The 21,943-nt window shown below is 66.3% G+C and carries 18 protein-coding genes; 14 read left to right on the forward strand and 4 right to left on the reverse strand.

Features of this window, described 5'->3' with window-relative positions; all coding sequences use genetic code 11:
* Window positions 1–249 precede the first annotated feature (249 nt).
* Window positions 250–1,017, forward strand: coding sequence for a polysaccharide lyase (locus tag HR086_RS28305; RefSeq protein ID WP_141643053.1), 768 nt, complete (start codon window positions 250–252; stop codon window positions 1,015–1,017).
* 129 nt (window positions 1,018–1,146) lie between these two features.
* On the opposite strand, the gene HR086_RS28310 is transcribed toward HR086_RS28305, so the two are convergent.
* On the reverse strand, window positions 1,147–1,734 hold the full coding sequence (locus HR086_RS28310) for a GAF domain-containing protein (protein WP_141643054.1): 588 nt from the start codon (window positions 1,732–1,734) through the stop codon (window positions 1,147–1,149).
* Window positions 1,735–1,898: 164 nt separating this feature from the next.
* Here HR086_RS28310 and HR086_RS28315 point away from each other — a divergent pair, with 164 nt between their 5' ends.
* Complete coding sequence (locus tag HR086_RS28315) at window positions 1,899–3,410, forward strand: hypothetical protein (RefSeq protein ID WP_174467173.1); 1,512 nt, start codon at window positions 1,899–1,901, stop codon at window positions 3,408–3,410.
* A 107-nt stretch (window positions 3,411–3,517) separates the two neighbouring features.
* On the forward strand, window positions 3,518–5,695 hold the full coding sequence (locus tag HR086_RS28320) for a M4 family metallopeptidase (RefSeq protein WP_174460515.1): 2,178 nt from the start codon (window positions 3,518–3,520) through the stop codon (window positions 5,693–5,695).
* 120 nt (window positions 5,696–5,815) lie between these two features.
* Here HR086_RS28320 and HR086_RS28325 read toward each other — a convergent pair whose 3' ends face one another.
* Window positions 5,816–7,189, reverse strand: a complete 1,374-nt coding sequence (locus HR086_RS28325; RefSeq protein ID WP_174467174.1) for a hypothetical protein — start codon at window positions 7,187–7,189, stop codon at window positions 5,816–5,818.
* A 598-nt stretch (window positions 7,190–7,787) separates the two neighbouring features.
* Here HR086_RS28325 and HR086_RS28330 point away from each other — a divergent pair.
* From HR086_RS28330 to HR086_RS48735, 5 genes are read left to right on the forward strand one after another with little or no spacing between them, the layout of a single operon-like run.
* Complete coding sequence (locus HR086_RS28330; protein WP_174467175.1) at window positions 7,788–9,083, forward strand: TIGR02270 family protein; 1,296 nt, start codon at window positions 7,788–7,790, stop codon at window positions 9,081–9,083.
* 50 nt (window positions 9,084–9,133) lie between these two features.
* Window positions 9,134–10,138: a DUF2169 domain-containing protein gene (locus tag HR086_RS28335; RefSeq protein WP_174467176.1), complete on the forward strand. Its 1,005-nt coding sequence runs from the start codon at window positions 9,134–9,136 to the stop codon at window positions 10,136–10,138.
* A 46-nt stretch (window positions 10,139–10,184) separates the two neighbouring features.
* Window positions 10,185–11,222: a hypothetical protein gene (locus HR086_RS28340; RefSeq protein ID WP_371745643.1), complete on the forward strand. Its 1,038-nt coding sequence runs from the start codon at window positions 10,185–10,187 to the stop codon at window positions 11,220–11,222.
* Window positions 11,219–12,472 (forward strand): PAAR-like domain-containing protein, encoded by a 1,254-nt coding sequence (locus HR086_RS28345; RefSeq protein WP_174467178.1) that lies wholly within the window; start codon window positions 11,219–11,221, stop codon window positions 12,470–12,472. Before HR086_RS28340 ends, HR086_RS28345 begins: the two co-directional genes overlap by 4 nt.
* Before the next feature lie 14 nt (window positions 12,473–12,486).
* Window positions 12,487–13,212, forward strand: a complete 726-nt coding sequence (locus HR086_RS48735; RefSeq protein ID WP_254626503.1) for a hypothetical protein — start codon at window positions 12,487–12,489, stop codon at window positions 13,210–13,212.
* A 190-nt stretch (window positions 13,213–13,402) separates the two neighbouring features.
* Here the strand turns inward: HR086_RS48735 and HR086_RS28355 are convergent, their stop codons facing one another.
* Complete coding sequence (locus HR086_RS28355; protein WP_174467179.1) at window positions 13,403–14,989, reverse strand: hypothetical protein; 1,587 nt, start codon at window positions 14,987–14,989, stop codon at window positions 13,403–13,405.
* A 259-nt stretch (window positions 14,990–15,248) separates the two neighbouring features.
* Between HR086_RS28355 and HR086_RS28360 the strand changes: the two genes are divergently transcribed.
* The 4 genes from HR086_RS28360 (at window position 15,249) to HR086_RS28375 (ending at window position 18,796) form a co-directional block, all read left to right on the forward strand.
* Window positions 15,249–16,418, forward strand: coding sequence for an FAD-binding oxidoreductase (locus HR086_RS28360; protein ID WP_174458214.1), 1,170 nt, complete (start codon window positions 15,249–15,251; stop codon window positions 16,416–16,418).
* Window positions 16,408–17,034 carry an AraC family transcriptional regulator gene (locus HR086_RS28365; protein WP_174467181.1) on the forward strand — a complete coding sequence of 209 codons (627 nt, stop codon included), beginning with the start codon at window positions 16,408–16,410 and terminating at the stop codon, window positions 17,032–17,034. Before HR086_RS28360 ends, HR086_RS28365 begins: the two co-directional genes overlap by 11 nt.
* Window positions 17,031–17,801, forward strand: coding sequence for an aldo/keto reductase (locus HR086_RS28370; protein WP_174467182.1), 771 nt, complete (start codon window positions 17,031–17,033; stop codon window positions 17,799–17,801). The genes HR086_RS28365 and HR086_RS28370 overlap by 4 nt, the downstream gene beginning before the upstream one ends.
* A gap of 110 nt (window positions 17,802–17,911) precedes the next feature.
* Window positions 17,912–18,796: a DMT family transporter gene (locus HR086_RS28375; protein ID WP_174467183.1), complete on the forward strand. Its 885-nt coding sequence runs from the start codon at window positions 17,912–17,914 to the stop codon at window positions 18,794–18,796.
* Here HR086_RS28375 and HR086_RS28380 read toward each other — a convergent pair.
* Window positions 18,780–20,117 carry a lysine 2,3-aminomutase gene (locus HR086_RS28380; protein WP_174467184.1) on the reverse strand — a complete coding sequence of 446 codons (1,338 nt, stop codon included), beginning with the start codon at window positions 20,115–20,117 and terminating at the stop codon, window positions 18,780–18,782. The genes HR086_RS28375 and HR086_RS28380 overlap by 17 nt on opposite strands.
* Before the next feature lie 342 nt (window positions 20,118–20,459).
* On the opposite strand from HR086_RS28380, the gene HR086_RS28385 reads away from it, so the two are divergent.
* Together HR086_RS28385 and HR086_RS28390 are read left to right on the forward strand one after the other, a co-directional pair.
* Entirely contained in the window at window positions 20,460–21,014 is a 555-nt protein-coding gene (locus HR086_RS28385; RefSeq protein WP_141643066.1) for a tenascin-X, read from the forward strand.
* A gap of 136 nt (window positions 21,015–21,150) precedes the next feature.
* On the forward strand, window positions 21,151–21,765 hold the full coding sequence (locus tag HR086_RS28390) for a hypothetical protein (RefSeq protein ID WP_254623847.1): 615 nt from the start codon (window positions 21,151–21,153) through the stop codon (window positions 21,763–21,765).
* Window positions 21,766–21,943 lie beyond the last annotated feature (178 nt).

Below are 21,943 nucleotides of genomic sequence, written 5' to 3' on the forward strand. Positions count from 1 at the left end.
GCCCACCACCGAGCGGCACCTCGCCCCCTCGCTCGGCACCTCGCCACCTGGCCCCCACGTCCCTCGACGAAACCACCAGTCGGCCTGGATAAATGCCGCCACCCGGTGGGGCCCGCGCCGCGCTTCGGCGCCCGAGCGCTCGAAAGGAAACGTCCCCTTCACCTCGGCATGCACTGTCTTGTTTTCCTGGTTAAGAGGACTTCGGGGTCAGGCCGTGGGCGGGCCCCGAACCCCTCACCCCCGAGCACAATGAAAACCAAGAGACTGGGTGTTGTTGCCGGTGCCACGTTGTTGGCGTTTGGGCTGGTCGCCGAGGCGGCGTCCCTCTTCCGCAACACGGGCACGTTGTCTGGCTGGAACTCCATCAGCCGGGAGCACCGAGGTTCGGTGAACGAGGTGACGAACGTCACCTACGAGGGGCCGACGGGCCTCAAGATGACGCAGATCTACGATGCGGCCTACGGCGGCCGGTACCACTCGGAGGTGATGCGAAGCAACGTGTACCGCCGAGGGGACACGGGCTTCTACGGCTTCGCGTTCCGGCTGCAGGCGGATTGGCAGTTCCAGCCGCAGTCGTACAACATCGCGCAGTTCATCGCGGACTTCTCCGACACGGGCTGCGACGATTACATGCCGTCGAGCATGGTGTGGATTTCGGGCAACCAGCTCTTCACTCGGGTGAAGCAGGGCACCATCTGCAATCAGAAGACGGTGACGTTCGGCAATCTGGCCACGGTGACGGCGGGGGAGTGGCACAAGATTGTGATTCAGGCGAAGTGGGCCACGGACGGGACGGGCTTCTACAAGCTGTGGTTCGACGGGACGAAGGTCCTGGAGCAGTACAACCTGAACACGACGATAGCGGACGACCGCTACTTCCAGTTCCGGGTCGGGCTGTATGCCAATGGCTGGTACGACAACGGATACATGCAAGGCAGCCAGGGGACACGGAGCATCTGGTTCGACGAGATTGGCGTGGGGACCACCTTCGCCGACGCCGACCCCGCGCAGTGGTAGAGAGGCAGTGCGCTCAGCGGGCCTGACTCGAGCAGGCCCGCTGTGAGGTGGGCCCTCCAGACATGTCCCTGTCGAAGGAAGACGTGAAGGAGGCTCAGCGCCTAGCGCGTCTTCCCGGGCGTCTCCACCTCAGGACGTCGTGCTCGCGCAGCGCTCGATGATGGCGCGAAGCTGTGTCTGCACGCCGCTGAGCGCGCTGCGAAGTCGCGCATGTCTCAGCGAGCCGGCCAGCGCATTGGACAGGGCCTGAAGCACCGCGCTCTCGGCCGTGGGCCACGCGCGCTCCGTCCGGCAGTCGTCGAAGCCCACGAAGCCCCACCACTCGCCGCCCAGCGTGATGGGACACACCAGCAGCGAGCGGATGTCCTGGCTCTCCAGCAACTCGCGCGCGGGGGACGCGAAGTCGCGGGGATGGCCCTTCACCACCTGGCCCGAGGACAGCGGCGGCACCCAGGACGGCAGCACCTCGTCATACGGCACGTTCTGTAGCTCGGGGTTGTCGAGCTGCGCGGAGGTCGAGGCCGCGGTCCACTCGTATCGCTGACTGCACAAGAGCTTCCCATCGGCGGCCTTGCTGTTCTCGAAGATATAGACACGGTCGACGTCGAGCGCGACACCCACTTGTCCAAGCGCCTCCGAGACGTTCTGGGGCTCGAAGCCCTTGTCCAACAACAACTGCGACACATTCATGATGGCGGCGTACGCCTTCGAGGCCATGAGGGGGAACTCCAGGTGGGGGACGGGCCTGTCGCGCCGGGGGGAGCGCGAAGAAGAAGCGTCGCATGGCACGACACCCTCGGGTCAAGCCATGCTCCTGGACGTACCAGGTCCATACGCTCCGTTGCTTCCGAGCCGCCCGCGTCATTTTTCCCGAGGAGACCATGCCCCTTCATCCCCGCACCTTTTCCCAGACGTGGGCCCGCGCACTGGCCACAACCCTGTCACTCGCGAGCCTCACCGGCTGCGGCCCGGAGCACGCCACCTCCGCGCCCACTGTCACCACCACGTCCGCTTCGCTCATTCCCCTCCAGGGAGATACCTCCTGTGTCTGGGGAAGCCCGGACTGCAACCTCTGCGTCCCCGACGTGCCCGCGCGCTTCAATGAACTCAGGGACCATGGCGAGGTGCTTGGCTTCCGCCCCGGCTCGTTCAACTTCAACGTGGCCTATCCCGGTGACAATCACTGGCAGGGAATTCAACGCCTGTCACTCGGCTCCGGGCGCTACCTCGTGGTGTCCAAGCGAGACGGCAACACCAACGGCAACGTGGGCCACGTCGTCCACCTCCCCTCGCGCAACGGTGAAGGACTGCGCCTTCGCTCCAACCGCCTGTCCCCCTCCATCTCCCAACCCGAGGACACTGCGCCACCGCTCGAGGACCGCGCGGTGACGGCGCTCCCCGTGCTCAATGGCTACGCCCACGGCGGAGGCATGCAGGCGGTGGGCAACATCCTCGCGCTCCCCATGGAGCAGGGCCCTGGCGCCGGCCGCGTCGCGCTGTATGACTTCAACCAGGGCCTGTCCCCCGAGCCCTTCGCCTTCATCCCCGGCGCCTCCGCGAACGCGGGGACGGCCTCGCTGACGCGCCTGTCCGACCGGCGCTACCTGCTGCTGCTCGGCCAGTACGACGCGAAGGTGCTCGAGGTCTTCCTCTCCACCTCCACGGACCTCCGCTCGCCGACGAACGCGTGGACGCGCGTGGACCAGTGGGCACGCGAGGAGCTGGCCTCCGATACCTGGGGCCCCTTCCAGAACCTCAACTTCGTCACCGACTGTCAGAACGGTCAGCTCTACCTGGTGGGCACGCTGCTCGGCGGCCTGCGCTGGGGCCCCGTCAGCGACGACTACGCCCACCTCTACCGGGTGAGTCTGGACGGCCACCTGCGCCTGGAGCACGTCGCGGCGAAACACCTGTATTGCAGCAACGACGGCGCGCGGCAGTGCAACCTCGACGCGGCCGGCGGAGTCTTCGTGGGCGCGGACCGCAAGCTCATCCTCTACGCCACCGAGCACGCCGATGACGGCCCCTCGGGCTCCGTGAAGATGGTGGAATTCCGGAACATCTGGGCGAACGACGGGTGTGGCGCGAACCTCGCGAGCGCCTTCGTCGATTTCTACGACGACTCCGACTTCAGCGACCGGGGGTTCATCTTCGATTTCGCGGACCGGGGCGCGAAGAACTGGGCCCGTTTCCACGACATCGACGGGCTCAACGACAAGGTCTCCGCCGTGCGCTGGTGCCTCCCGCCCGGACACCGCGTGCGGCTCCACGCCGACTCCAACTACAGCGGCAAGACTCAGGACCTCATCGGAGACGGTTCACTCCGAGAAGTGAATCTCAATTCCTGGGGATTTGGAGACAAGGTCTCCTCCGCGCGCTGGCTCGCGGACTGAAATATTCAGACACATGGCTCCAGGGGGTGGAGTGGAAATCAGCAGGGAACTTCCTGATACATTCTGGCGATAACTCTTTAGCCACCTCGTACGGAGTTCTGAGACCCATGAGCATTCGCCGCACTGATGGTTCGAAGCCGACGGTCCTCCCCACCATTTCCGCTGAGGCTCAGCCGAAGAACACCGCGAAGACCCGGACGGCTCCGAACGTCATCAAGGACGGCTTCGGTCCCGCGGCGAAGACCACCGACCTGGCGCGCGCCGAGCAGACGCTGAAGCCGCTGCCGGCTCCCGTGGGCCGCCTGTCGCTGGAGAGCAAGGAGGCGCAGTCCGCCATCCAGACTTCGCTGGAGCACCTCACCCCGGCCACCAGCAAGCCCGCGACGCAGGGGCTCCGGGGCGGCATCCAGTACCCGGCCTTCGTCCCGAAGAACGTGGAGCGCGACGAGCTGGGGATGACGCACGTGCGCCTGGACCGGCAGCACGAGGGCGTGAAGGTGTATGCCGAGCAGGTGGTGTCTCACCTCGGCAAGGACGGCAAGGTGAGCAGCGTCACCGGTGACCAGTCCACGATTCCCGCCGGCCTGGGCACGCAGAAGCCCCAGCTGTCCCACGCGCAGGTGCTGGACATCGCGCTGAAGGACTTCGCGGGCAAGCCGGACCGTCAGCCGAACTCCGAGCGCGTCATCTACAAGGACCCGTCCGGTGAGTACCGCTCCGCGTACCGCGTCGAGGTCGCCAATGTGAATGGCACCGACAACCCGCGCCGGATGAACTACCTGGTCGACGCGAACACCGGCAAGATTTACGAGAAGTTCAACACCATCGACGGCTTCAAGAACTGCCCCTGCGCCACGCACGGCACGGGTGACGCCGCGGCCACCAAGGGCACCAAGGGCGCCGCCGCCACGCCGCCCGCGGACGTGAAGGTCTCCACCTCGCCGAACGCGGCCATCAAGGACAACAGCACCGTCACCTCCAAGGTGAAGGTGGCCGACGACGTCACCGTCGACAAGCTCAAGCTGTCGCTGGACATCAGCCACACGTACAAGGGCGACCTGACCGTCACGCTGACGAGCCCCTCTGGCAAGAGCGCCGCGGTGCACAACCGCACCGGTGGCAGCACCGACAACGTGAAGGGTGACTTCGACCTGAGCGTCTTCGCCGGCGAGACGGCCAAGGGCGAGTGGACGCTGACGGTGAAGGACAACGCGAAGGGCGACAAGGGCAAGCTCAACAACTGGGGCCTGTCGATTTCGCCCAAGGCCACCCAGCCGCCCACGGAGCCCCCCACCGAGCCGCCCGCGCCCGGCACGGCGGATGACACCTCGCTCTACAGCGGCAAGGTGGACCTGAAGACGAAGCAGAACGCGGACGGGACGTACTCGCTGGAAGACACCACGCGCGGCAAGGGCGTGTCGACGTACGACGCGAAGAACCAGGAAGAGGCCAGCGGCACCACGCCCTTCAAGGACGACAACAACGTCTGGGGCGAGGCGACGGACCCGAAGCGCAACCAGGCCGCCGTGGACGCGCACTACGGCGCGGCGATGACGTACGACTTCCTCAAGGACGTGCTCGGCCGCGACTCCATCGACGGCAAGGGCGAGAAGCTCGTCAACTACGTGCACGTGAGCGAGAACTACGTCAACGCGTACTGGGACGGCGAGAAGATGAGCTACGGCGACGGCGACGGCGTGGACTCCGGTCCGCTCACCGCGCTGGATATCGCGGGCCATGAAATCGCCCACGGCCTCACCGAGCGCACCGCCGGTCTGGTCTACCGCGGCGAGTCCGGTGGTCTGAACGAGGCCATGAGCGACATCATGGGCGCCGGCGTGGAGTGGTACGCGTCCACGAAGAACTCCGCGGTGAAGTTCAACTGGACGGTGGGCGAGACGGCCTGGACGCCGACCAACGGCGACGACACGGACGGCCTGCGCTACATGGACGACCCCACGAAGGACGGGTACTCCATCGACAACTACAAGGACTACCCGAAGCAGACGGAGGTGCACGGCTCCAGCGGTATCGCCAACAACGCCTTCTACCTGCTGGCCAACGGCGGGACGAACCGCACGTCCAAGCTCGAGGTGAAGGACGGCGTCGGCATGGACAAGGGCCTGAAGATTTACTACCGCGCCCTGGCCCACTACATGACGCCGAGCACCACGTTCGCCCAGGCCCGCACCGCCACCATCCAGGCGGCCACGGACCTCTACGGCGCGGACTCCACCGAGGTGGCGAAGGTGAAGGAGAGCTGGACCGCCGTCGGTGTGAAGTAGCCCTGACGTTCAGGACCCGGGCGCGAGGTTGACTTCGCGCCCGGGGGACTGACGCAGCGGCGGCGACGGGAGGGGCGCCGCCGCGCCGGTCCGTTTCAATCCGCTACACGGAGTCGTGGGTCACAGCCGGCACAGCGTTCCGGCCGTCGTGTTGCCGTTGCAGCCGCCGAAGTAGTGGTCGGGGGTGTTGGTCTGGTAGCCGCAGTGTGTCCAGTTGCACTGGTTGCCCAGGGCATCTGTCCCAGCCGGCGTACACAGGCGCATGGGCTGGTTCGCGTTGCAGGCCGTGCCGGACGTGGTCGACACCGCGCAAGCGGACGAGCCCGTGCCCAGATAGCGCAGGTTGTCGCTGGTCCAGTAGTTGTACCGAGGGGCCGCGAGGCCATGCTGACTGGTCCAGGTGCTCGCGGTGCTCGCCGTCCAGCCCGGGGCGCACAGTTGATTGCGATTGGGCCACGTCACCACGCCTGAACAGCCCACGAGGTTGCTGGTGAGGACCTGCTCGACGGAGCCATCCGCGCAGCCCCGCGTCGGCACGCAGAGCGCACCCGCCGTGGGGTTGCCCGCGCAGCCGCCAAAGTATTGGTTGGGCGGAGGGAGCGCGCCGTACCCGCAGTTGACCCAGTTGCACGTGTTGCCTTCGGCGTCGGTGCCCGTGGACCGGCACACGCGCATCGGCTGTCCGGCGGGGCACGCACTCCCCACCGTCGCGCTCACGTAGCACGCCGCCGCCGAGCCGGTGTACTTGAGGTCGTCGTTGGTCCAGTAGTGGTGCGTGGGCACGCTCGTGCCATGGAGGCCGACCCACTCGGCGGAGGTGGCCACCCGGTACCCGGGGGCGCACAGCGCGGCGCGACCCGCCCAGTTCGTACTCCCGGCACAGCCCACCATGCCGTTGGAGAACGTCTGCTCGACGGAACCATCCGCGCATCCCCGAGGAACGCAGAGCGTGCCCGCCGTGGTGTTGCCCGCGCAGCCTCCGAAGAACCTGTTGGGCGTGTTCGCCAGCAAGCCGCACCCGGTCCAGTTGCAGGTATTGCCTTCCGCGTCGGTGCCGGCGGCCGTACACACGCGCATGGGCTGACCGGCGGGACAGGCGGTGCCCGTCACGTACGAGACGCTACAGGTCCCCGACACGCCGCTGTAGCGCAGGTCATCGTTGGTCCAGTAGTTGTGCGCGGGCGCGAGTCCAAGGAACAGCGTGTCCCATTCCCGCGCGCTCGCGGGGCGGAAGCCAGGCGCGCAGAGCGAGGCGCGGCTGCCCCAGGTGACCTTGCCCGCGCACCCGGCCATGCCTCCCGAGAAAATCTGCTCCATGGTTCCGTCGGCACACGGAACGCCGGGAACCAGCGGTGACTCCAGGGATGACTCTTCTTGAGACACGAACTCCCCTGTCTCTTCTTCCGCTTCGATGGGCACGTTGCATGCCGTCATCCACAGCAGAGACCCCAGGGCCAGCCCCTTCACGAACACTCTGAATCCGACGCACTTCATGGACAGCCACTCCGATGCGACAAACCCGCTCCATGCGGCGCCGGCAGCCTTGTCGCCTCTGTCGCTGTATCACCAGCCCCCCGAACGAAGGGTGTCCGGGGGGCGACGGCGCGCGGGGCCCGTGTTTCATTATGGGCGGGCCGTTGGCTCAGGGGTCGAGCCGCGGGCCCTCGCCGTGCGGGGCTGAGCTATCCCCTCATTTGAAGGTTCTCCTCGGAGAACCCAAGGGCGACCGAGCGAGCAAACTTCGAGGGGAAGTCGAAATCCTCGAGGGTGGCGGCCGCAGTGAGGTTCTGCAGCCAGCCTGTGCCGGTGAATGATTGCCAAGCAGACCTTCTCCGAGGGGTGATGCTGCTGAAGGACACTGCATCAACCACCCCACGCCACCGCCGGGCATTGTTCACAAGCTGACGGCGAATGGTCATGCGAGGTTCCGTACTCGCTATTCCGTCCACGGGTTTCCCAATCCGTGGTCAGAATCGCCAATGCACTCGAAGGAATGACTCTCATGTGCCGGCCGCAAGAGCAGCATGAAATCCTTCGCACGTCCAGGTCAGCCCTTGCTGCTACGCTCGCGGAATCCAGGGGAGGGCACCACATGTTGTTGGTAGACGTGCTGGAGGAGCATCTTGACGAGGCTGATTTTAGATGGCTGCAATGGGAGAACTCGCTGGGCGCTCCGGACTTCACCTTGATTGAGACTGCGAGGTTGGAGGAACTCCTCCTCGCGCATCTGGATGGGCTTGTCATTGGCGCGGCCACCTCTGCCGATTCCGTGCTGCGCCCGGCCCTCGATGCAGAAGACCCCTTCCGGGTCTCCGCGGCGGCCTACTCTCTGCTTGCCCTTGGCGAGGTGGATGAGATCCTGCGGCGACTGCGTGGAGCCGAGCCCGAAGCGCGCACCGCCATTCGACGAGCACTGGAACTCAGCGAGGCCCCCGGGCTGGGTGCGCGCCTGCTTGACTTGCTGACGCGGGAAGACGCCGCCCCGCGGGCCGAGGTGTTGGAGATGCTTTCGTTCCGCCGGGAGGCACCACCCGAGGTGCTGGCGCATTATTTCGCACATGACGAGCAACGGGTGAGGGTCGCTGCCCTGCGTGCCGCAATGCCCTTACCGGAAGATGCGGCGCGAAAGCTGCTTCCCATGTTGCTGGACTCCTCCCACCCTGGCATTCGTGCGGCAGCGATGGGCGCAGGACTGACTATCGGCGTGAGGCAGGCATGGGAGGCATGCCGCGCCGCCGTGCGCGCTCACGACGAACACAGCCCCGAAGCCATGGTGCTCTTCGCCATGGGAGGCAATGAGTCGGATGTTCCCTTGCTGCTGGCGCTGCTCGACGCGGAGGACCTCCGTCCCCACGTCCTCTGGGCTCTGGGATTCAGTGGCAGGGTGTCGGCCATGGAGGTATGCCTTTCGTACCTGGAAGTGCCCGACATGGCGCGACTGGCGGGGGAGTCCTTCTCGGCCATGACGGGCTTGCGGCTGGAGGGCCCCTACGCCCTCCCTGCTGGGGAGAGGCCCGAAGGGGCTGCACCGTTGGCAGAGTTCCAGGAGGATCTGGACGCGGACCTGGAGCCCAAGCCCGAGGACGACCCGCCATGGCCGAACGTGGCCGCTATCAAGGGCTGGTGGAGAGATGAAAAGAGGCGATTCGTAAAGGGCACGCGGTACCTTCACGGCCAGCCCTTTAGCGGCACCGCCCTCGTGGAGGCACTGGAAACCAGTCCCATGAGGCGCCGCCACGCCCTGGCACGCGAGCTTGCACTGCGAAGTCGGGGCACGTTGATGGTGCGGACACGGGCCTTCACGCATGTTCAGCGCGCGGAGATGGCCAAGGCCAGGGCCGCCAGCTCCCGAATCCGCATGCAATCCTTCGACAGCGGCTTGCGCTGACGACGGATTCCACGCCGCTCCTCTTCTCTGGCCACACCTCGTCATCAACCATGTGGGCACTTCAGAACAAGACACCATACGCGGCCGAGCGGACGTGGGTCCGCGACAAGGACGGCCACCACCTCTGGGTCATCGCACTCAAGGCGACTTTTGATGTCGACGACGCGGGCGGCCTGCTCCCTGTGGGCGATCAGGAGCCTCTTCTGCGGGAGCCCATCTATTGGGGAGAACCTGGCTGCTCCAGCCTGCGTTACGAGGCCGAACTCGTCCCGCCCAAGCCTCACACCGACGTCCTCATCAATGCTTGTGCACACGCACCAGGGGGGCGGCCTTCGCCCAGCGTCGAGGTGGCCGCCCGCATCCACGACGTGGACAAGATGCTGGTGGTCCACGGGGAGCGCTTCTACACGCGAGGCCTGACGGGCGTGAAACCCTCGTCCCCCAAGCCGTTCATCAGCCAGCCCATTCTCTACGAGTGGGCATGGGGAGGCACCGACACACGCGACTCGGACGCGCGCAAGCATGTCAGCGACCTACGCAACCCCGTGGGCCGCGGGGTTGCCAGCAGAGCGTCTCACCGGGTGGATCAGCCCGCCCATCGCATCGAGTACTTGCGGGGAACTCCGGCGGAAATGGGCCCGGCCGGATTCGGCCCCATTGCCAGTCACTGGTCGCCGCGCCTTGAGCTGACAGGCACCTTCGACGAAGCCTGGCGGAAGACGCGACATCCACTGCTGCCGCGAGACTTCGACGAGCGCTCCGCTCTCTGTGCCCCCGTCGACCAGCGGCCTTCGCGCCGCCTCGTCGGCGGAGAGAAGGTGGCCCTTGTGCATCTTACGCCGCGAGGCTCGCTCCACTTCACGCTGCCGCGTCTGCGCTTCGGCTTCACCACTTACTTCGGCGCCTTCCGCCGCTTTCACGAGGCCACCCTGGGCTTGGTCGTCGTTGAGCCCGAGCTGAAGAAGGTGCGCATGGTTTTCCAGACAGGGTTGAGGGTCGGCCCACAGGACACCGACCGCCTCGACTTCACGGCCATTATCGAGAGGGCGGACTGACATGGGGGCAGAGGCTGTACTCGTGGCGTCGGGAGCGCGTGCGCCCGTGGGGACGACCGCGGAGAGCGTCGCGGCGGCTGTGCGTGCGGGCATCAGCCGCGTGCGGCGCCTCCAGATGCCGGAGTTGGGGCACCAGCCCGCTTCGTTCATCGCGAGGGACGGACTCTTGAACTCACAGGAATGGAGCAGTGCCGCACGCATGGCTGTAATGGGGGCAGCGGCGTTGGAAGAAGTCCTCGCCAGGCTGGCGCCTGCGCTTCCGCCGGTGAATGTCGAAGTGCCGGTGCTAGTGGGCCTCCCAGAGGAGCGCCCGGGCTGGAGGGCGGCGGATGCCTCGCGAGTCGTCGCCGCGCTCGCGGCTGTCGGGGGTGGGCACCTGCGCCCGCGGGTGGAGCCCCGGCTGACGGGCCATGCCTCGGCGCTGGAGGTGTTGCGTGAGGCGGTGACACGGGTGGGCCGCACTGCGCGCTGCCCGTTGGTGATTGTGGGGGGCATCGACAGCTACCATGATGTCCAGACGCTGACCTGGCTGCGCGAGCGCAAACAGTGGCTCGAGGCGGGGGCTCGCACGGGCTTCGCGCCTGGCGAAGCAGCTGCCTTTGTCGCGGTGATGGCCGCACCGGATGCACGACGGTGGGGGCTGGTGCCACATGCCACGGTGCGCGCCGTCGCCACGGCCCGGGAGACGCGGCTCATCCACACCAATGACCTCAACCTCGGTGATGGGCTGACCGCAGCCGTGAATGAAGCGCTCGCGCCGCTGAAGGGCACGGGTGAGATGGTGGCGTGCGTCCACGGCGACCTCAACGGCGAGCGCTACCGCTCCGAGGAGTGGGGTTTCGTCGCCCTGCGACTGGGGGCTGTTTTCCGCGACGCCTCCGTTATTCGCACACCCGTGAGCAACTGCGGCGAGGTGGGGGCTGCCACTGGAGCGCTGAACCTCGTCCTTTGCGCGCAGTCCTGGCAGCGGCGGTACGCGAGCGGCCCCCGTGCACTACTCTGGGGGAGCTCGGAAGCCGGGTTGCGCGCCGCCGCACTGCTGGAGAGGCCTCTGTCCGGAAGTGGAGAAGGTGCGAAACCATGACCAAGGTAACAGTCAACTCCCCGAGAACGCCCGTCACCAAGGGAAGCTCGGGGGTCGCGGCAGCCACGCTGCCCAACGTCTGCAAGATGCCCGGTCCGCCGGCTCCCTTCGTGCCCACCCCGTTGCCCAACATCGGCGACAGCGGAGCCTCGCCTCAGGGGTACTCGAAGACAGTCACCATCAATGGGCACTCCGTCGCCATCGCAGGCGCCAGTTTCGGCAGCAAGGGGGACATGGCCAGCAAGGGGACAGGAGGTGGGCTCATCTCCAGCAATACCCACGGTCCCACGAAGTTCATCGGCCCCGGCTCGATGAACGTCAAAATCGAAGGAAGGAATGTGCAGTTGCTGGGCGACCCCATGCTCAACAACTGCGGCCCCTCTGGCAGTCCCGCGAATGCGGCCACCATGACGGGCATCATCCAGGCTTCTGGAACCATGACCGTTATCTACGGCGACGACATTCCGTGCTCGCTCTGCGGGAAGACTCATCCGCTGGAAGCGGGCGAGGAGACGCAGACCGTCATTGCCGCCCTGTTTGAGGAAGTGCAGCAGGCTCTCGATGCCCAGAAACAGCAAATTCTCCAGCGGAGCAAGGTCGCCAAGGAGAAGAATCAAAAAGAAAAGAATCAGGCTCAGTTGGCGGCAAAGGACACTGAGGAGAACAGGCGAAAGGGGAAGGGGCTAAACCCCAGACAGAGAGAAGAGTTCGCTGCGCTGCCGGCAGAGATTTCAGCGCTAGAGGGGCAACTCAATTCGCTTGACGAATTCTTCAAGGCGAATGCCGTGCTGAGATTTAGCGGAGACGGAAGAACCTTCATGAAGGGGTACATGATTGGTGTCATGGTCTGCGAGTGCAAGGGCAAGAAGATAGCTGCCTGTTCGGGGCACGCGCCTCCGGGATTCGTAAAGGCCGTGAAATCAGCGGGATTTGAGTGCGCCGGTCATCCCGTCAACTCTGGAGTGCCGGAGGAGAAATGGATGTGTGCCGCCAAGCAGATCATGGAGAGGAATGGTGGGCATGGTCCTCGGCAACTCATCGAGCGGCTGTACTACCCGCTCGTCGAAGGATTCAAGCCAGATAGAGGACCTACGGTAAAGTTCACGGTTCGGATAGAGGACTTGGAGACGAAGAGACTTTCCGAACCAGAAGAGCGCGAGCAGACATTCAGTAATGGAGAAAACGTACCGTCATGCGCGGAATGCCAGAAGCGACTTCCTGCCATGTACTGTGAAAAACAGTGCCCCTAATTCAAGGATGGGCCATGAGGGAGTTTGTTGATTTTGTCGAAAAGTATCGCCCCGGATTCTCCCAAGAGATTGTCCCTGCGGATATGTTCGACATCGAAGTTCTGGAGAAGCACGCGGGCTCCCTTCCGGGCGTCTATCGTCGTTTCCTGGAGATAATGGGGGCAAGCATGGGCGACCTTGAGCTTGCCGAGGCTTCTTTCTCCATCGAGGGGGTGCTCGGTGCCTACAGCCTCCCTTGGTTGAAGAATGGCCGCTATGTCTATTTCGCCAGAGACAAGGGGTTCAATAGCTGGGACTGGTTCTTTGACCGCTCGAGCCCTCACGGGCTCGATGATTGCTTGGTTGTCAATAGGTTGTTGGAGGAGAACTATCCTCAAGGAGGTAGTCACCCGATGTATTGGGGACTGGAAGAATTCCTCTATTGCGAGGCATTCAAGGAGCTTCGCCTGCCACAGTTGCCCTTCCGGAGGAAGTTCTCATCACCAGACGATGCAGATGCCGCCGCCGCCTTCCGTTCGGGCGTGGTGAGCGCGCTGGCCGTGGAAAAGGGTTTCGAGCGTATCCCTCCTGTCGAGCACTGCGCACTGTATGAGCGAGGAGACGCCGCGCTGCTGCTCTACCGCCACCCCATTCAGCCCACCTTCTCATTCGTTCTGGGCTGCGATGACTCGGCGGAGATGGCTCAACTAGCCCAGGAGTTCGAGACACGAACGGGGCTGCGGAGCGTCGTCACGCGGTAGATGAAGGCGGCTGGACATGGTTCCTACCTCTGCCAGCCTTTTCCAGGTGAAAAGGGGGGGCGACGGCGCGCGGAGCCTGTGTTTCATTATGGGCGGGCCGTTGGCTCCGGGGTCGAGCCGCGGGCCCTCGCCGTGCGGGGTGGATTGAAACCTCGGGCTCCTTGGTGCTCGAGGTCGTCCCTTCCCCTTGCTACAGCTTGCTCGGGTCGTCGACGCGGTAGTGCGACAGCCAGTAGTCGTCGGCGAAGCCCGGCAGGTCGATGTTGATCTTCTGCATGTGAATCTGTCCGCGTGCGCCGATGCGCTGGTCCGCGTCCAAATCCCACAGGTCCAGGCCCTCGAACTCGTCCGAGGAGCCGTAGGGCACGTAGTAATACGTCTGCACGAAGCCGTTCACCACGTCGACCATGTAGATGCCGGACGTCTGCCCGCCGCCGCCCACGCTGATGTACAGGTTGCCGCGCGCGGAAATCTTGCCGCCCTGAATCCAGGCGCCCACGGGGATGCTGCTCGACAGCGTCAGCGTGCGCTTGTGGATGACGGTGACGGTGTTGCCAGACAGGCCAATGGAATAGCCGCGCAGCGAGGTCGCCCCGAAGGCGTTCGTCGCCGCGTAGAACAGCCCGTCACGCGGGTTGTACGCGAGGAACGCCACGCCACCAGACCAGTTCGGCAGCGACGCGTAGCCGATGTACTGCATGCTCGTGTTGAAGACGCCCACGGCGCCGCCCTGGCTCGGTCCATCCATGGCGATGTAGAGGTAGCCATTGACGTGCACCAGGTCGCCGTAGTGCCGGAAGCCCGCGTTGTACCAGGGCGTCGGCATGTGGAAGCGCTCCGGCGGGTCGTCGTTGATGGCCGTCATCGCCTGCTTCGCGATGATTCCATTCGTGGCCTCGTCCTTCCAGAAGTTGGTGGTGTTGCGCGTCAGGAACCAGTGCGTGGAGTTGTGGGTGATGCCCTGGATGTTGTCGGCGAAGTTCGGGTAGCTGCGGTCGGCCGGGAGGTCCCCTGCGCTGCCGATGATGTTGGGGATGGCGTAGCGGTAGCGCGCCACGAAGAGCGCGTTGGCCGTCGCGTCCAGGCCGGAGCGGTACTGCGCCGCGCCCACGCCCCACACGCACGTCCACCACCACTTGGGCAGCGTGGCGGTCTGCAGGCGCTGCCACGCGCCGCTCGCCCACTTGTCCATCCACAGCGAGCCCGTGGCCTCACCCGTCGTGGCGCAGGCCTGATAGTACTTCTGCACGGGCCCCCAGCCGGTGTGCGCCCAGCTGTAGACACCCAGCGGGCACCAGAGCTCGTCGTACTCGGTGTTGAGGCCCTGGCAGAAGTTGGCGGACCACCAGGCGGTGTCCGGCACGGCCAGCTGACTCACGCCGTCCCCTGAAGGCCCCAGGGAGGTCTGCGCCTTGCCCTCGGGCGCCATCGCCTCGCGCACGGGCGTCTGTGCCAGGGCGGACGGCACGCGGCGGGCGGCCTCCACCAGCGCGGCGGGCGGCTCCTGGCCCCCCGACAACTTGCGGTAGATGTCCGGGATGGGCATGCCGTCGAAGGCCGCCGCGTCCGGCATCGGCGTGCCTCGCGGGCCCTTCACCACCGTGACGATGCCGTAGTCGGGCACCTCGTAGAACGTCACCGCCTGGCCGTCCGCCAGCTTCACGCTCGCCAGCCGCGTGCCCGGGTCGCTCTCCTGCTCGAAGTCCTCGTCCGTCTCCGAGCCACCACACGCCGCCAGCACGCCCACACAGCACAGCAGCCTGAACATCCGTCGCACGGTTGCAGCCTCCTGATGATTTTCCAGGAGAACGCCCCTCGTGAGTTTGCTTCGGTGCCCTTCGCTCGGGGACTTCCGCGCGAGCCCACCCGGGATGGTGCTTCACGCCTCCCAGGCGCCACACCCGCCGCGTCCTTCCTAAGTCAGACGCAAAGCGTCAATAGTAGCAAATCGAGCTAATCGTGAAAGTCACGATTGTGAAAATTCTTCGTCACGGAGGGCGCGTGACGGTGTGACAGGACATAGGGAGAGCTACGTGATGCGAAACATCCGTCGATATGACGTGGTGCTGGTGGGCGGAGGCGTGACGGGGCTGATGGCGAGCCACAAGCTGGCGCGGCTCGGACTGCGGTTGTTGTTATTGGAGAAGCAACCGACGCTGGCCAGTGGGCCTTCCACCCGGAACGAGGGCTGGCTGCATCGGGGCAGCTATCACGCCGGCTCGGTGAAGGACCGACAGGCGGCCATCCAGGTGGCGCGGCGGTGCATCTACGGGCACGAGCAGATTCGAGCCTTCGCGCCGGAGGCCGTGGAGGATGCGGACCGGCCGCCGCTCGTGCTGGTGCGGGACGCGGACCGGCTCCAGGAGCTCGTCTCTCGCTGGGAGGAGGCGGGCGTCAGCCATCGTCCGCTGACGCACGCGCAGGCCCAGGCGCGCTTCTCGTCGGCGGACCTGTCCCGCGCGTCCGCGGTGTTCGAGGTCGCTGACGTCAGCATCAACACGCGGATGCTGTATCGCAAGCTGTACACGTCCGCGCAGCAGGGCGGCGCGGAGGTCCTCACCGGCTCGCGGCTGGAGCGCGTGAGCGGCTCGGAGGCCACCGTCATCACCGCCGAGGGGGAGACGCTGCACATCGAGTCGCGGCTGTTCGTCTACTCGACGGGCTTCGGGGCGCGAGATTTGTTCCGCCAGTTCTTCGGGCTGGAGCTGCCCATCCGCTACTGGAAGAGCCACCTGGTGGTGGTGCCGCGCCTGGGCGGGCACGGGCTGTTCTACGTGGACCCGCACGAGGCGGCGATGATGCACCACGGTGACTACAGCGTCGTGGGACTCAACGAGGACGCGCTCCTGTGCGCCAATCCCGACTACCACGTGGTGCCCGAGCGGGCGGACAACCTCCACCGCGCGCTGGAGCGACTGGTGCCGGGCTGGCGCAACGCGGGGCCGCACAGCGACGTGGCCTGCACCAAGGTGGACTTCGCGCCCGACGCGGGCTCCGCGCGCTCGCTCAACATCGCCATCCACGAGCCGGTGCCCGGCCACATCTGCATCCTGCCGGGGAAGATGACGGAGGCGCCGTTCCTCACGGACGTGCTGACGGCGCGGCTCTACGAGCGACTGGAGGATGGGCTCATCGCGAAGCGCCCGTGTGACGTGCTGCACGCGAGCCTCTCGTCCGTCGTGCGGGAGGCCACCCATGCGGCTTGACCTGCTCGCGGCCCTGGATGCGCCCCGGCGCTCGGCGGGCCTGCTCACCGTGGAGGAGGTCCTCGCGCTCGCGGACACGGGGAACGTCATCTATGACCCGTTCTCCGTGCTCATCTCGCGGCACCTGCGCATCGGCGAGGGCAATGTCATCCATCCGTGTGTCACGCTGACCTGCGCGGCCTCGGCGGAGTTCCAGTTGGGCAGCCGGAACATCCTCCACACGGGCACGCTGCTGGCCGCCGAGACGGGCAGCATCCTCGTCGGTGACGGCAACCAGTTCGGCGAGGGCGGCTTCACCGCGAAGGCCAATCGCGCTGGCGCCCGTATCACCGTGGGCGACGGGGGACGGTATCTGGGTGGCGTGTCCGTGTTCGGAGAGAGCGTGCTCGGCTCCGGGACGCAGGTGCTCGGGGCCATCACCGTGGACACCTGTCAGCTCGCGGCGGGCGCGGCCTTCAGCGCCCCGGACCCGGACGTGCGCGCGGCCGTGTTGAAGGGCTCGGGCACGGCGCGGGGCCTGGTGCTGGGCGTGGGACAGGTCATCCTGGGCAATGGTGGCTTCCGCGCCGAGGACGTGAAGCCGCAGGCGTTCTATCACCCCAAGGTGAAGTCATGAGCGGGACACGGCCCGTGGAGCTGGGGCTCGGACTGCTCTCGCTCGGGCGCAGGTGGGGCTACCGCGCCGAGCCGCCTCCGTCGGAGGCCGACGGCAGACGGCTGCTCGACACCGCCCTCGAACTGGGGGTCCGCTGCTTCGACACCGCTCCCGCGTATGGCTCGAGCGAGAAGCGCTTCGGTGCGTTCCTGTCAGGGCTCGGCTCCGCGCGGAGCTCCGTCTTCGTGGCCACCAAGCTGGGTGAGCATTGGGACGCGGTGCGGAACACGTCCTTCACCGACCACTCGCCGGACGCGCTTCGCCGGAGCCTGGACGAGAGCGTGCGGCTGCTCGGGCACATCGACCTGCTCCAGGTCCACAAGGCGACGGCCGCCAACGTGGGCTCGCCCGAGGTGTTGCGCGTGCTCGAGTACGCGGGGACGCTCGGGGTCTCCCGCGTGGGCGCCAGTGTGAGTGATTGGGCCGGCGCCGAGGCCGCCTGTGCCGCGGGCGTCTATTCCTTCCTTCAGTTCCCCTACAACCTGCTCCACCGGACGCTGGAGCCGGCGTTCGAGCTGGCGGTCCGACACGGGCTCCAGGTCCTGGTCAACCGCCCCTTCGCCATGGGCCAGTTGCTCCAGGAGGAGGGAAGGGACGCGCGGCTGTCCATGCGCGAGTCATTGACTCACATCCTCGGGCAGCGCTTCTCCGGCTACGTGCTGACGGGCACGAAGTCTCCGGAGCACCTGCGTCAGACGTTGGACGCCTTCCGCTCGCTCGAAGGCTGACGGGAAGACTTTCTCGCCGGCGGGGCGTGTCGCTCCGCCGTGCTCCCGACTCGGGCCTCACGAAGCCGTGGGCCCGAGCGGGCACCTCTTTGCCTCGAAGACCCTCAACCATGTGGATTGCGTATGGCCTGGGCGCGGGCGTGATGCTCGGCCTCTATGATGTCTGGACGAAGAAGGCGATGACGGGCAACAGCGTCATCCCCGTCGTCATGTGGTCCTCTCTCTTTGGCGCGCTGTGCTGGGTGCCGGTGTTGATTCCGGGCGCGCTGCCCATCCACGTCGAGCCGTTTGGATTGACATGGCGGGAGCAGGCGTGGCTGTTGCCCAAGGGCGTGGCGATGACGGCGTCGTGGATTCTCGCGTACTACGCGGTCCGCGAGCTGCCCATCTCCATCGCCGGAGCGGTGCGCGCCTCCGGCCCGCTGTGGACGCTGGCGGGCGGCTTCCTGATGTTCCGCGAGCTGCTGACGCCCGTGCAGTTCCTCGGGCTGATGCTCACCGTCTGCTCGTACTACGTGCTCTCCATCGTCGGCCGGAAGGAGGGGCTGGTGCTGGCGAAGAACCGCTCCGTGTGGTGGATGTTGTCCGCCACCGCGTTGTCGGCGGCGACCACCGTGTATGACAAGTTCCTCGTCTCGCGGCTCGGCCTGCCCGTGCTGGAGCTGCAAGCCAGCTCCGCGTTCCAGCGCTGCCTGCTGTCCGCGCTCGTCTTCGTGCCGTACATGCTGCGCAACGGCGGATTGGGCCTGGGCCTCACCTGGAGCTGGGGCATTCCGCTCGTGGGGTGTTCCTGGGTGGCGGCCGAGCTCATCTACTTCGTCGCCATCACCGAGCCGCAGGCGATGGTGACGCACCTGTCCGTGCTGCGCAGGACGAGCCTCATCGTGGGCTTCGTCCTGTCGGCCCTCTTCTTCCGCGAGGCCAACGTCCTCTTGAAGTCGGGGATGATTGCCGTGCTCATCCTCGGCATGGCCATCCTCATCCTGGGGGGATAGCGGGTTGCTCCCAGGGGAAGTGCGTGGCACCCAGGGCGGGCTTCAAATCAAACAGCCACGTCGCCCTCTCGTCGTACTTCGCGAAGAAGGGCTTGCCGACCCACTCCGCTTCCCGGGCCTGGATGAAGTGCAGCATGAAGACCTTCTCGCCCCCGATTTCCGTCACGCCATCCACGCACACCTTGCCGGGCGTGGCGGACATCGACGGGCCACGCACCGTGCGCGCCAGGCCGGACACCTGCCGGTAGGCGCTCCGGAAGATGTCGTAGGCGGAGGCGAGCGGGACGGCGAAGTAGTCCTGCGGTCCCGTGTCCCGCTCGATGAACATGTAATACGGCACCATGCCGTGGCGCAGGTGCGTGCGCCACATGCGCTCCCACGTCGCCGCGTCATCGTTGATGGTGCGAATCAGCGGCGCCTGGGTGCGGATGACCGCGCCCGTGGAGCGGATGCGGCGCACCGCCTCCTGGACGATATCCGGCACCATCTCGTTGGGATGGGAGAAGTGCGCCATGAACGCCAGGCTCTTGCCGGAGGCGACCACCTTCTCGAACAGGCGCAGCGTGTCGTCCGCGTCCGGGTCCGTGACGAAGCGCTGCGGCCAGTAAGCCAGCGCCTTGGTGCCGATGCGGATGGCCTCCAGGTGCTCGATGTCCAGCAGCGGCTCGATGTAGCGCGCCAGCACCGCCTCGCTCATCACCATGGGGTCGCCTCCGGTGAACAACACGTTGGTGACCTCCGGGTGCTCGCGCACGTAGTCGACCATGGGGGCGATGTCTCGCGAGGCGAACTTCAAATCCGCGTCCCCCACGAACTGCGCCCAGCGGAAGCAATACGTGCAGTAGGCGTGACACGTCTGTCCCTGCTTCGGGAAGAAGAGCACCGTCTCCTGATACTTGTGCTGGAGCCCCGGCAGCGGCTCCTCGTTGGCGAGCTTGGGCACGTTGAGCTGCATCTGCCCGGCGGGATGCGGATTGAGGCTCGCGCGGATGTCTCGCACCACACCCGCCAGCTCCAGCGCGGGAGCCCCCGAGCGCATCAGGTCGACGATGCGCGAGACGTCGGATGCGGGCAGCATGTCCGCCCGCGGAAACACGAGCCGGTAGATGGGGTCGTCCGGCGCGGCGGACCAGTCGATGAGCTCATCCACCACGTACGTGTTGACGCGAAAGGGGAGCACCTGGGCCACCGCCTGCACGGCGAGCCGCTCGTCCGACGACAGGCGTGCCCTCGCCGTCAGCTCGTCCAGGTTCCTGTGGGTATAGGCACGGTATCGCTGTCCCAGGGACAGGGGCCGCACCGCGTTGGATGTAGCGCTCACGCGGTTCCTCACTTTTGGGCATGGCAGGACCCTCCGCGATGGCTCCACGGAAACGGCCCTGGATGGGTTGGTGTCAGTAACCAGACGTACTGTTTGAACACCAACGAGGTGGTCTTTCGGGGTAACACACGGCACGTGGACCTGTCACTCCGTCCGAGAGAAGAAACGTCGAATGACGCTGCCGGGTGAGGGGAGACCCTGTCGATGTGTCCGGGTGCCAGGCGCGGACTCCCTGGGGGAAGTCGCGTCCATGACGTCCCGCGCAATCACGCATCGTCTGTGTTTGTTATTGAGATGATATTCTGGGTTACCCTGGACACCCCCTTTTCCAAGGAGTCGCCCATGAAGTCTCGTCTGTTGGTCGTCGTGGCAAGCCTGACGCTGGGGCTCTTCTCCGCGTGTGGCGAGTCTTCTCCCGACTCCCGAGTGATGGAGCCGGGACAGGTGGAGGCCGGGCTCGAGCAGTGCCCATGCGGGGGCAGTTGGCCGTGGTGCGAGCCCTGCGCCTACATCTGCGGCGACAACTTCTGTGACACCGCACACGGGGAGAGCAGCTCCACCTGTCCCGAGGACTGCGCTTCGGTGCCCACTTGCGGTGACGGCCTCTGCAACAACGGGGAGACGACCTGGTCGTGCCCGTCCGACTGCCCTGGCACCTCGTGCGGGGATGGGATCTGTAACGGGGGAGAGACGACGTCGACGTGTCCCGGCGACTGCCCCAGCAACTCGTGCGGTGACGGCCTCTGCAACAACGGTGAGCATGGGTGGTCCTGCCCCATCGACTGCCCCAACACGCCTCCGTGCGGTGACTTCATCTGCTCCACGGGTGAGCCGACGTGGTGCCCCCAGGACTGCCCGCCCATGTGCTCGACGTGCCCGCAGGAGCCTCAGGGCTGAAGGGCTGACCTTCCCTGAGTGACAACCTCGCCGTGCCCGGAGTGTGGCCGGGCGCGGCGGGGCGGATTTTCCCGGGACACCGCCGCGGGGGCGGCCTCTAGGATGCGGGGCTCCCGCCCGCAGCCCGTGAGACTCCATGAACACTCCTCGCCGTCACGACTCCCCGCTGACAGCCGTGTCCCCGCCGCCCGCCGCCGTGAGCCCTGGTGCTCCGGGCGTCCTCGACTGGCTCGCGAGGGCCGTGGGCCTGGTGGTCGCGTGGGTGGGGGTCGCTGGCGCGGTGTTCGGGGTGATGGGGCTGGCGGTGGGCGTGGTGGGAATCGTTTCGCCGGATGAAGGGAAGAAAGCCTCGGACGGGTGGTTGGTTCTGGCGCTGGCGGTCGTGTTCGTGGGTGTGGGGGTCTTCCTGTGGAAGAAAGGCATGGCGCCGTCCCGGACGGCTCGGCGCCGGGAGCAACTGCGTGGCTTCATCCGAGCACAAATCCGGCTCCGCGCGAGCGACGCGGCCCTTCACCTCAAGGTGTCCGAGGACGAGGCGGATGCGCTGCTCACCGCGCTCATCGCCCGTCACGAGGTGGACCTCGTCTACCTGGCGGAGTCGCGCGAGTACGTCCACCGGGACGCGCTGGAGCGGGCGCAGAGTGTCGGCAGCAGGTGTCCCTCGTGTGATGCCCCGGTGGGCGCGGACAATGTTCTTCCAGGAGACAAGGTCGTCTGCTCCTACTGCGCGGCCCCCTTCATGGTGGCCTAGAAGTCGCCAGCACGTCCTCGCAATCGATGGTCACAGCTCGCCGTAAGGGTCGGCGTCCTTCGACGCATGGCCAGGTCCCTGGGAGGGGTCGATGAGAAGAGTGTTCGGAGCGGTAACAGCCGCCGCGTTCCTCGGGTGCGCGGCATCACACGAAGCCCAGAAGCCCGAAGCCCCACCC

Origin of the sequence: Myxococcus sp. CA039A (assembly GCF_013336645.1) — a bacterium.
GTDB lineage: Bacteria > Myxococcota > Myxococcia > Myxococcales > Myxococcaceae > Myxococcus > Myxococcus llanfairpwllgwyngyllgogerychwyrndrobwllllantysiliogogogochensis.

What these genes read in the sequence shown, in the direction of transcription:
- HR086_RS28375 (WP_174467183.1), top strand. Translation starts at nt 17,912, where the DNA reads ATGTGGATTGCGTATGGCCTGGGCGCGGGCGTGATGCTCGGCCTCTAT.
- HR086_RS28305 (WP_141643053.1), top strand. Translation starts at nt 250, where the DNA reads ATGAAAACCAAGAGACTGGGTGTTGTTGCCGGTGCCACGTTGTTGGCG.
- HR086_RS28320 (WP_174460515.1), top strand. Translation starts at nt 3,518, where the DNA reads ATGAGCATTCGCCGCACTGATGGTTCGAAGCCGACGGTCCTCCCCACC.
- HR086_RS28385 (WP_141643066.1), top strand. Translation starts at nt 20,460, where the DNA reads ATGAAGTCTCGTCTGTTGGTCGTCGTGGCAAGCCTGACGCTGGGGCTC.
- HR086_RS28365 (WP_174467181.1), top strand. Translation starts at nt 16,408, where the DNA reads ATGCGGCTTGACCTGCTCGCGGCCCTGGATGCGCCCCGGCGCTCGGCG.
- HR086_RS28370 (WP_174467182.1), top strand. Translation starts at nt 17,031, where the DNA reads ATGAGCGGGACACGGCCCGTGGAGCTGGGGCTCGGACTGCTCTCGCTC.
- HR086_RS48735 (WP_254626503.1), top strand. Translation starts at nt 12,487, where the DNA reads ATGAGGGAGTTTGTTGATTTTGTCGAAAAGTATCGCCCCGGATTCTCC.
- HR086_RS28360 (WP_174458214.1), top strand. Translation starts at nt 15,249, where the DNA reads ATGCGAAACATCCGTCGATATGACGTGGTGCTGGTGGGCGGAGGCGTG.
- HR086_RS28390 (WP_254623847.1), top strand. Translation starts at nt 21,151, where the DNA reads ATGAACACTCCTCGCCGTCACGACTCCCCGCTGACAGCCGTGTCCCCG.
- HR086_RS28335 (WP_174467176.1), top strand. Translation starts at nt 9,134, where the DNA reads ATGTGGGCACTTCAGAACAAGACACCATACGCGGCCGAGCGGACGTGG.
- HR086_RS28330 (WP_174467175.1), top strand. Translation starts at nt 7,788, where the DNA reads ATGTTGTTGGTAGACGTGCTGGAGGAGCATCTTGACGAGGCTGATTTT.
- HR086_RS28315 (WP_174467173.1), top strand. Translation starts at nt 1,899, where the DNA reads ATGCCCCTTCATCCCCGCACCTTTTCCCAGACGTGGGCCCGCGCACTG.
- HR086_RS28310 (WP_141643054.1), bottom strand. Translation starts at nt 1,734, where the DNA reads ATGGCCTCGAAGGCGTACGCCGCCATCATGAATGTGTCGCAGTTGTTG.
- HR086_RS28325 (WP_174467174.1), bottom strand. Translation starts at nt 7,189, where the DNA reads ATGAAGTGCGTCGGATTCAGAGTGTTCGTGAAGGGGCTGGCCCTGGGG.
- HR086_RS28345 (WP_174467178.1), top strand. Translation starts at nt 11,219, where the DNA reads ATGACCAAGGTAACAGTCAACTCCCCGAGAACGCCCGTCACCAAGGGA.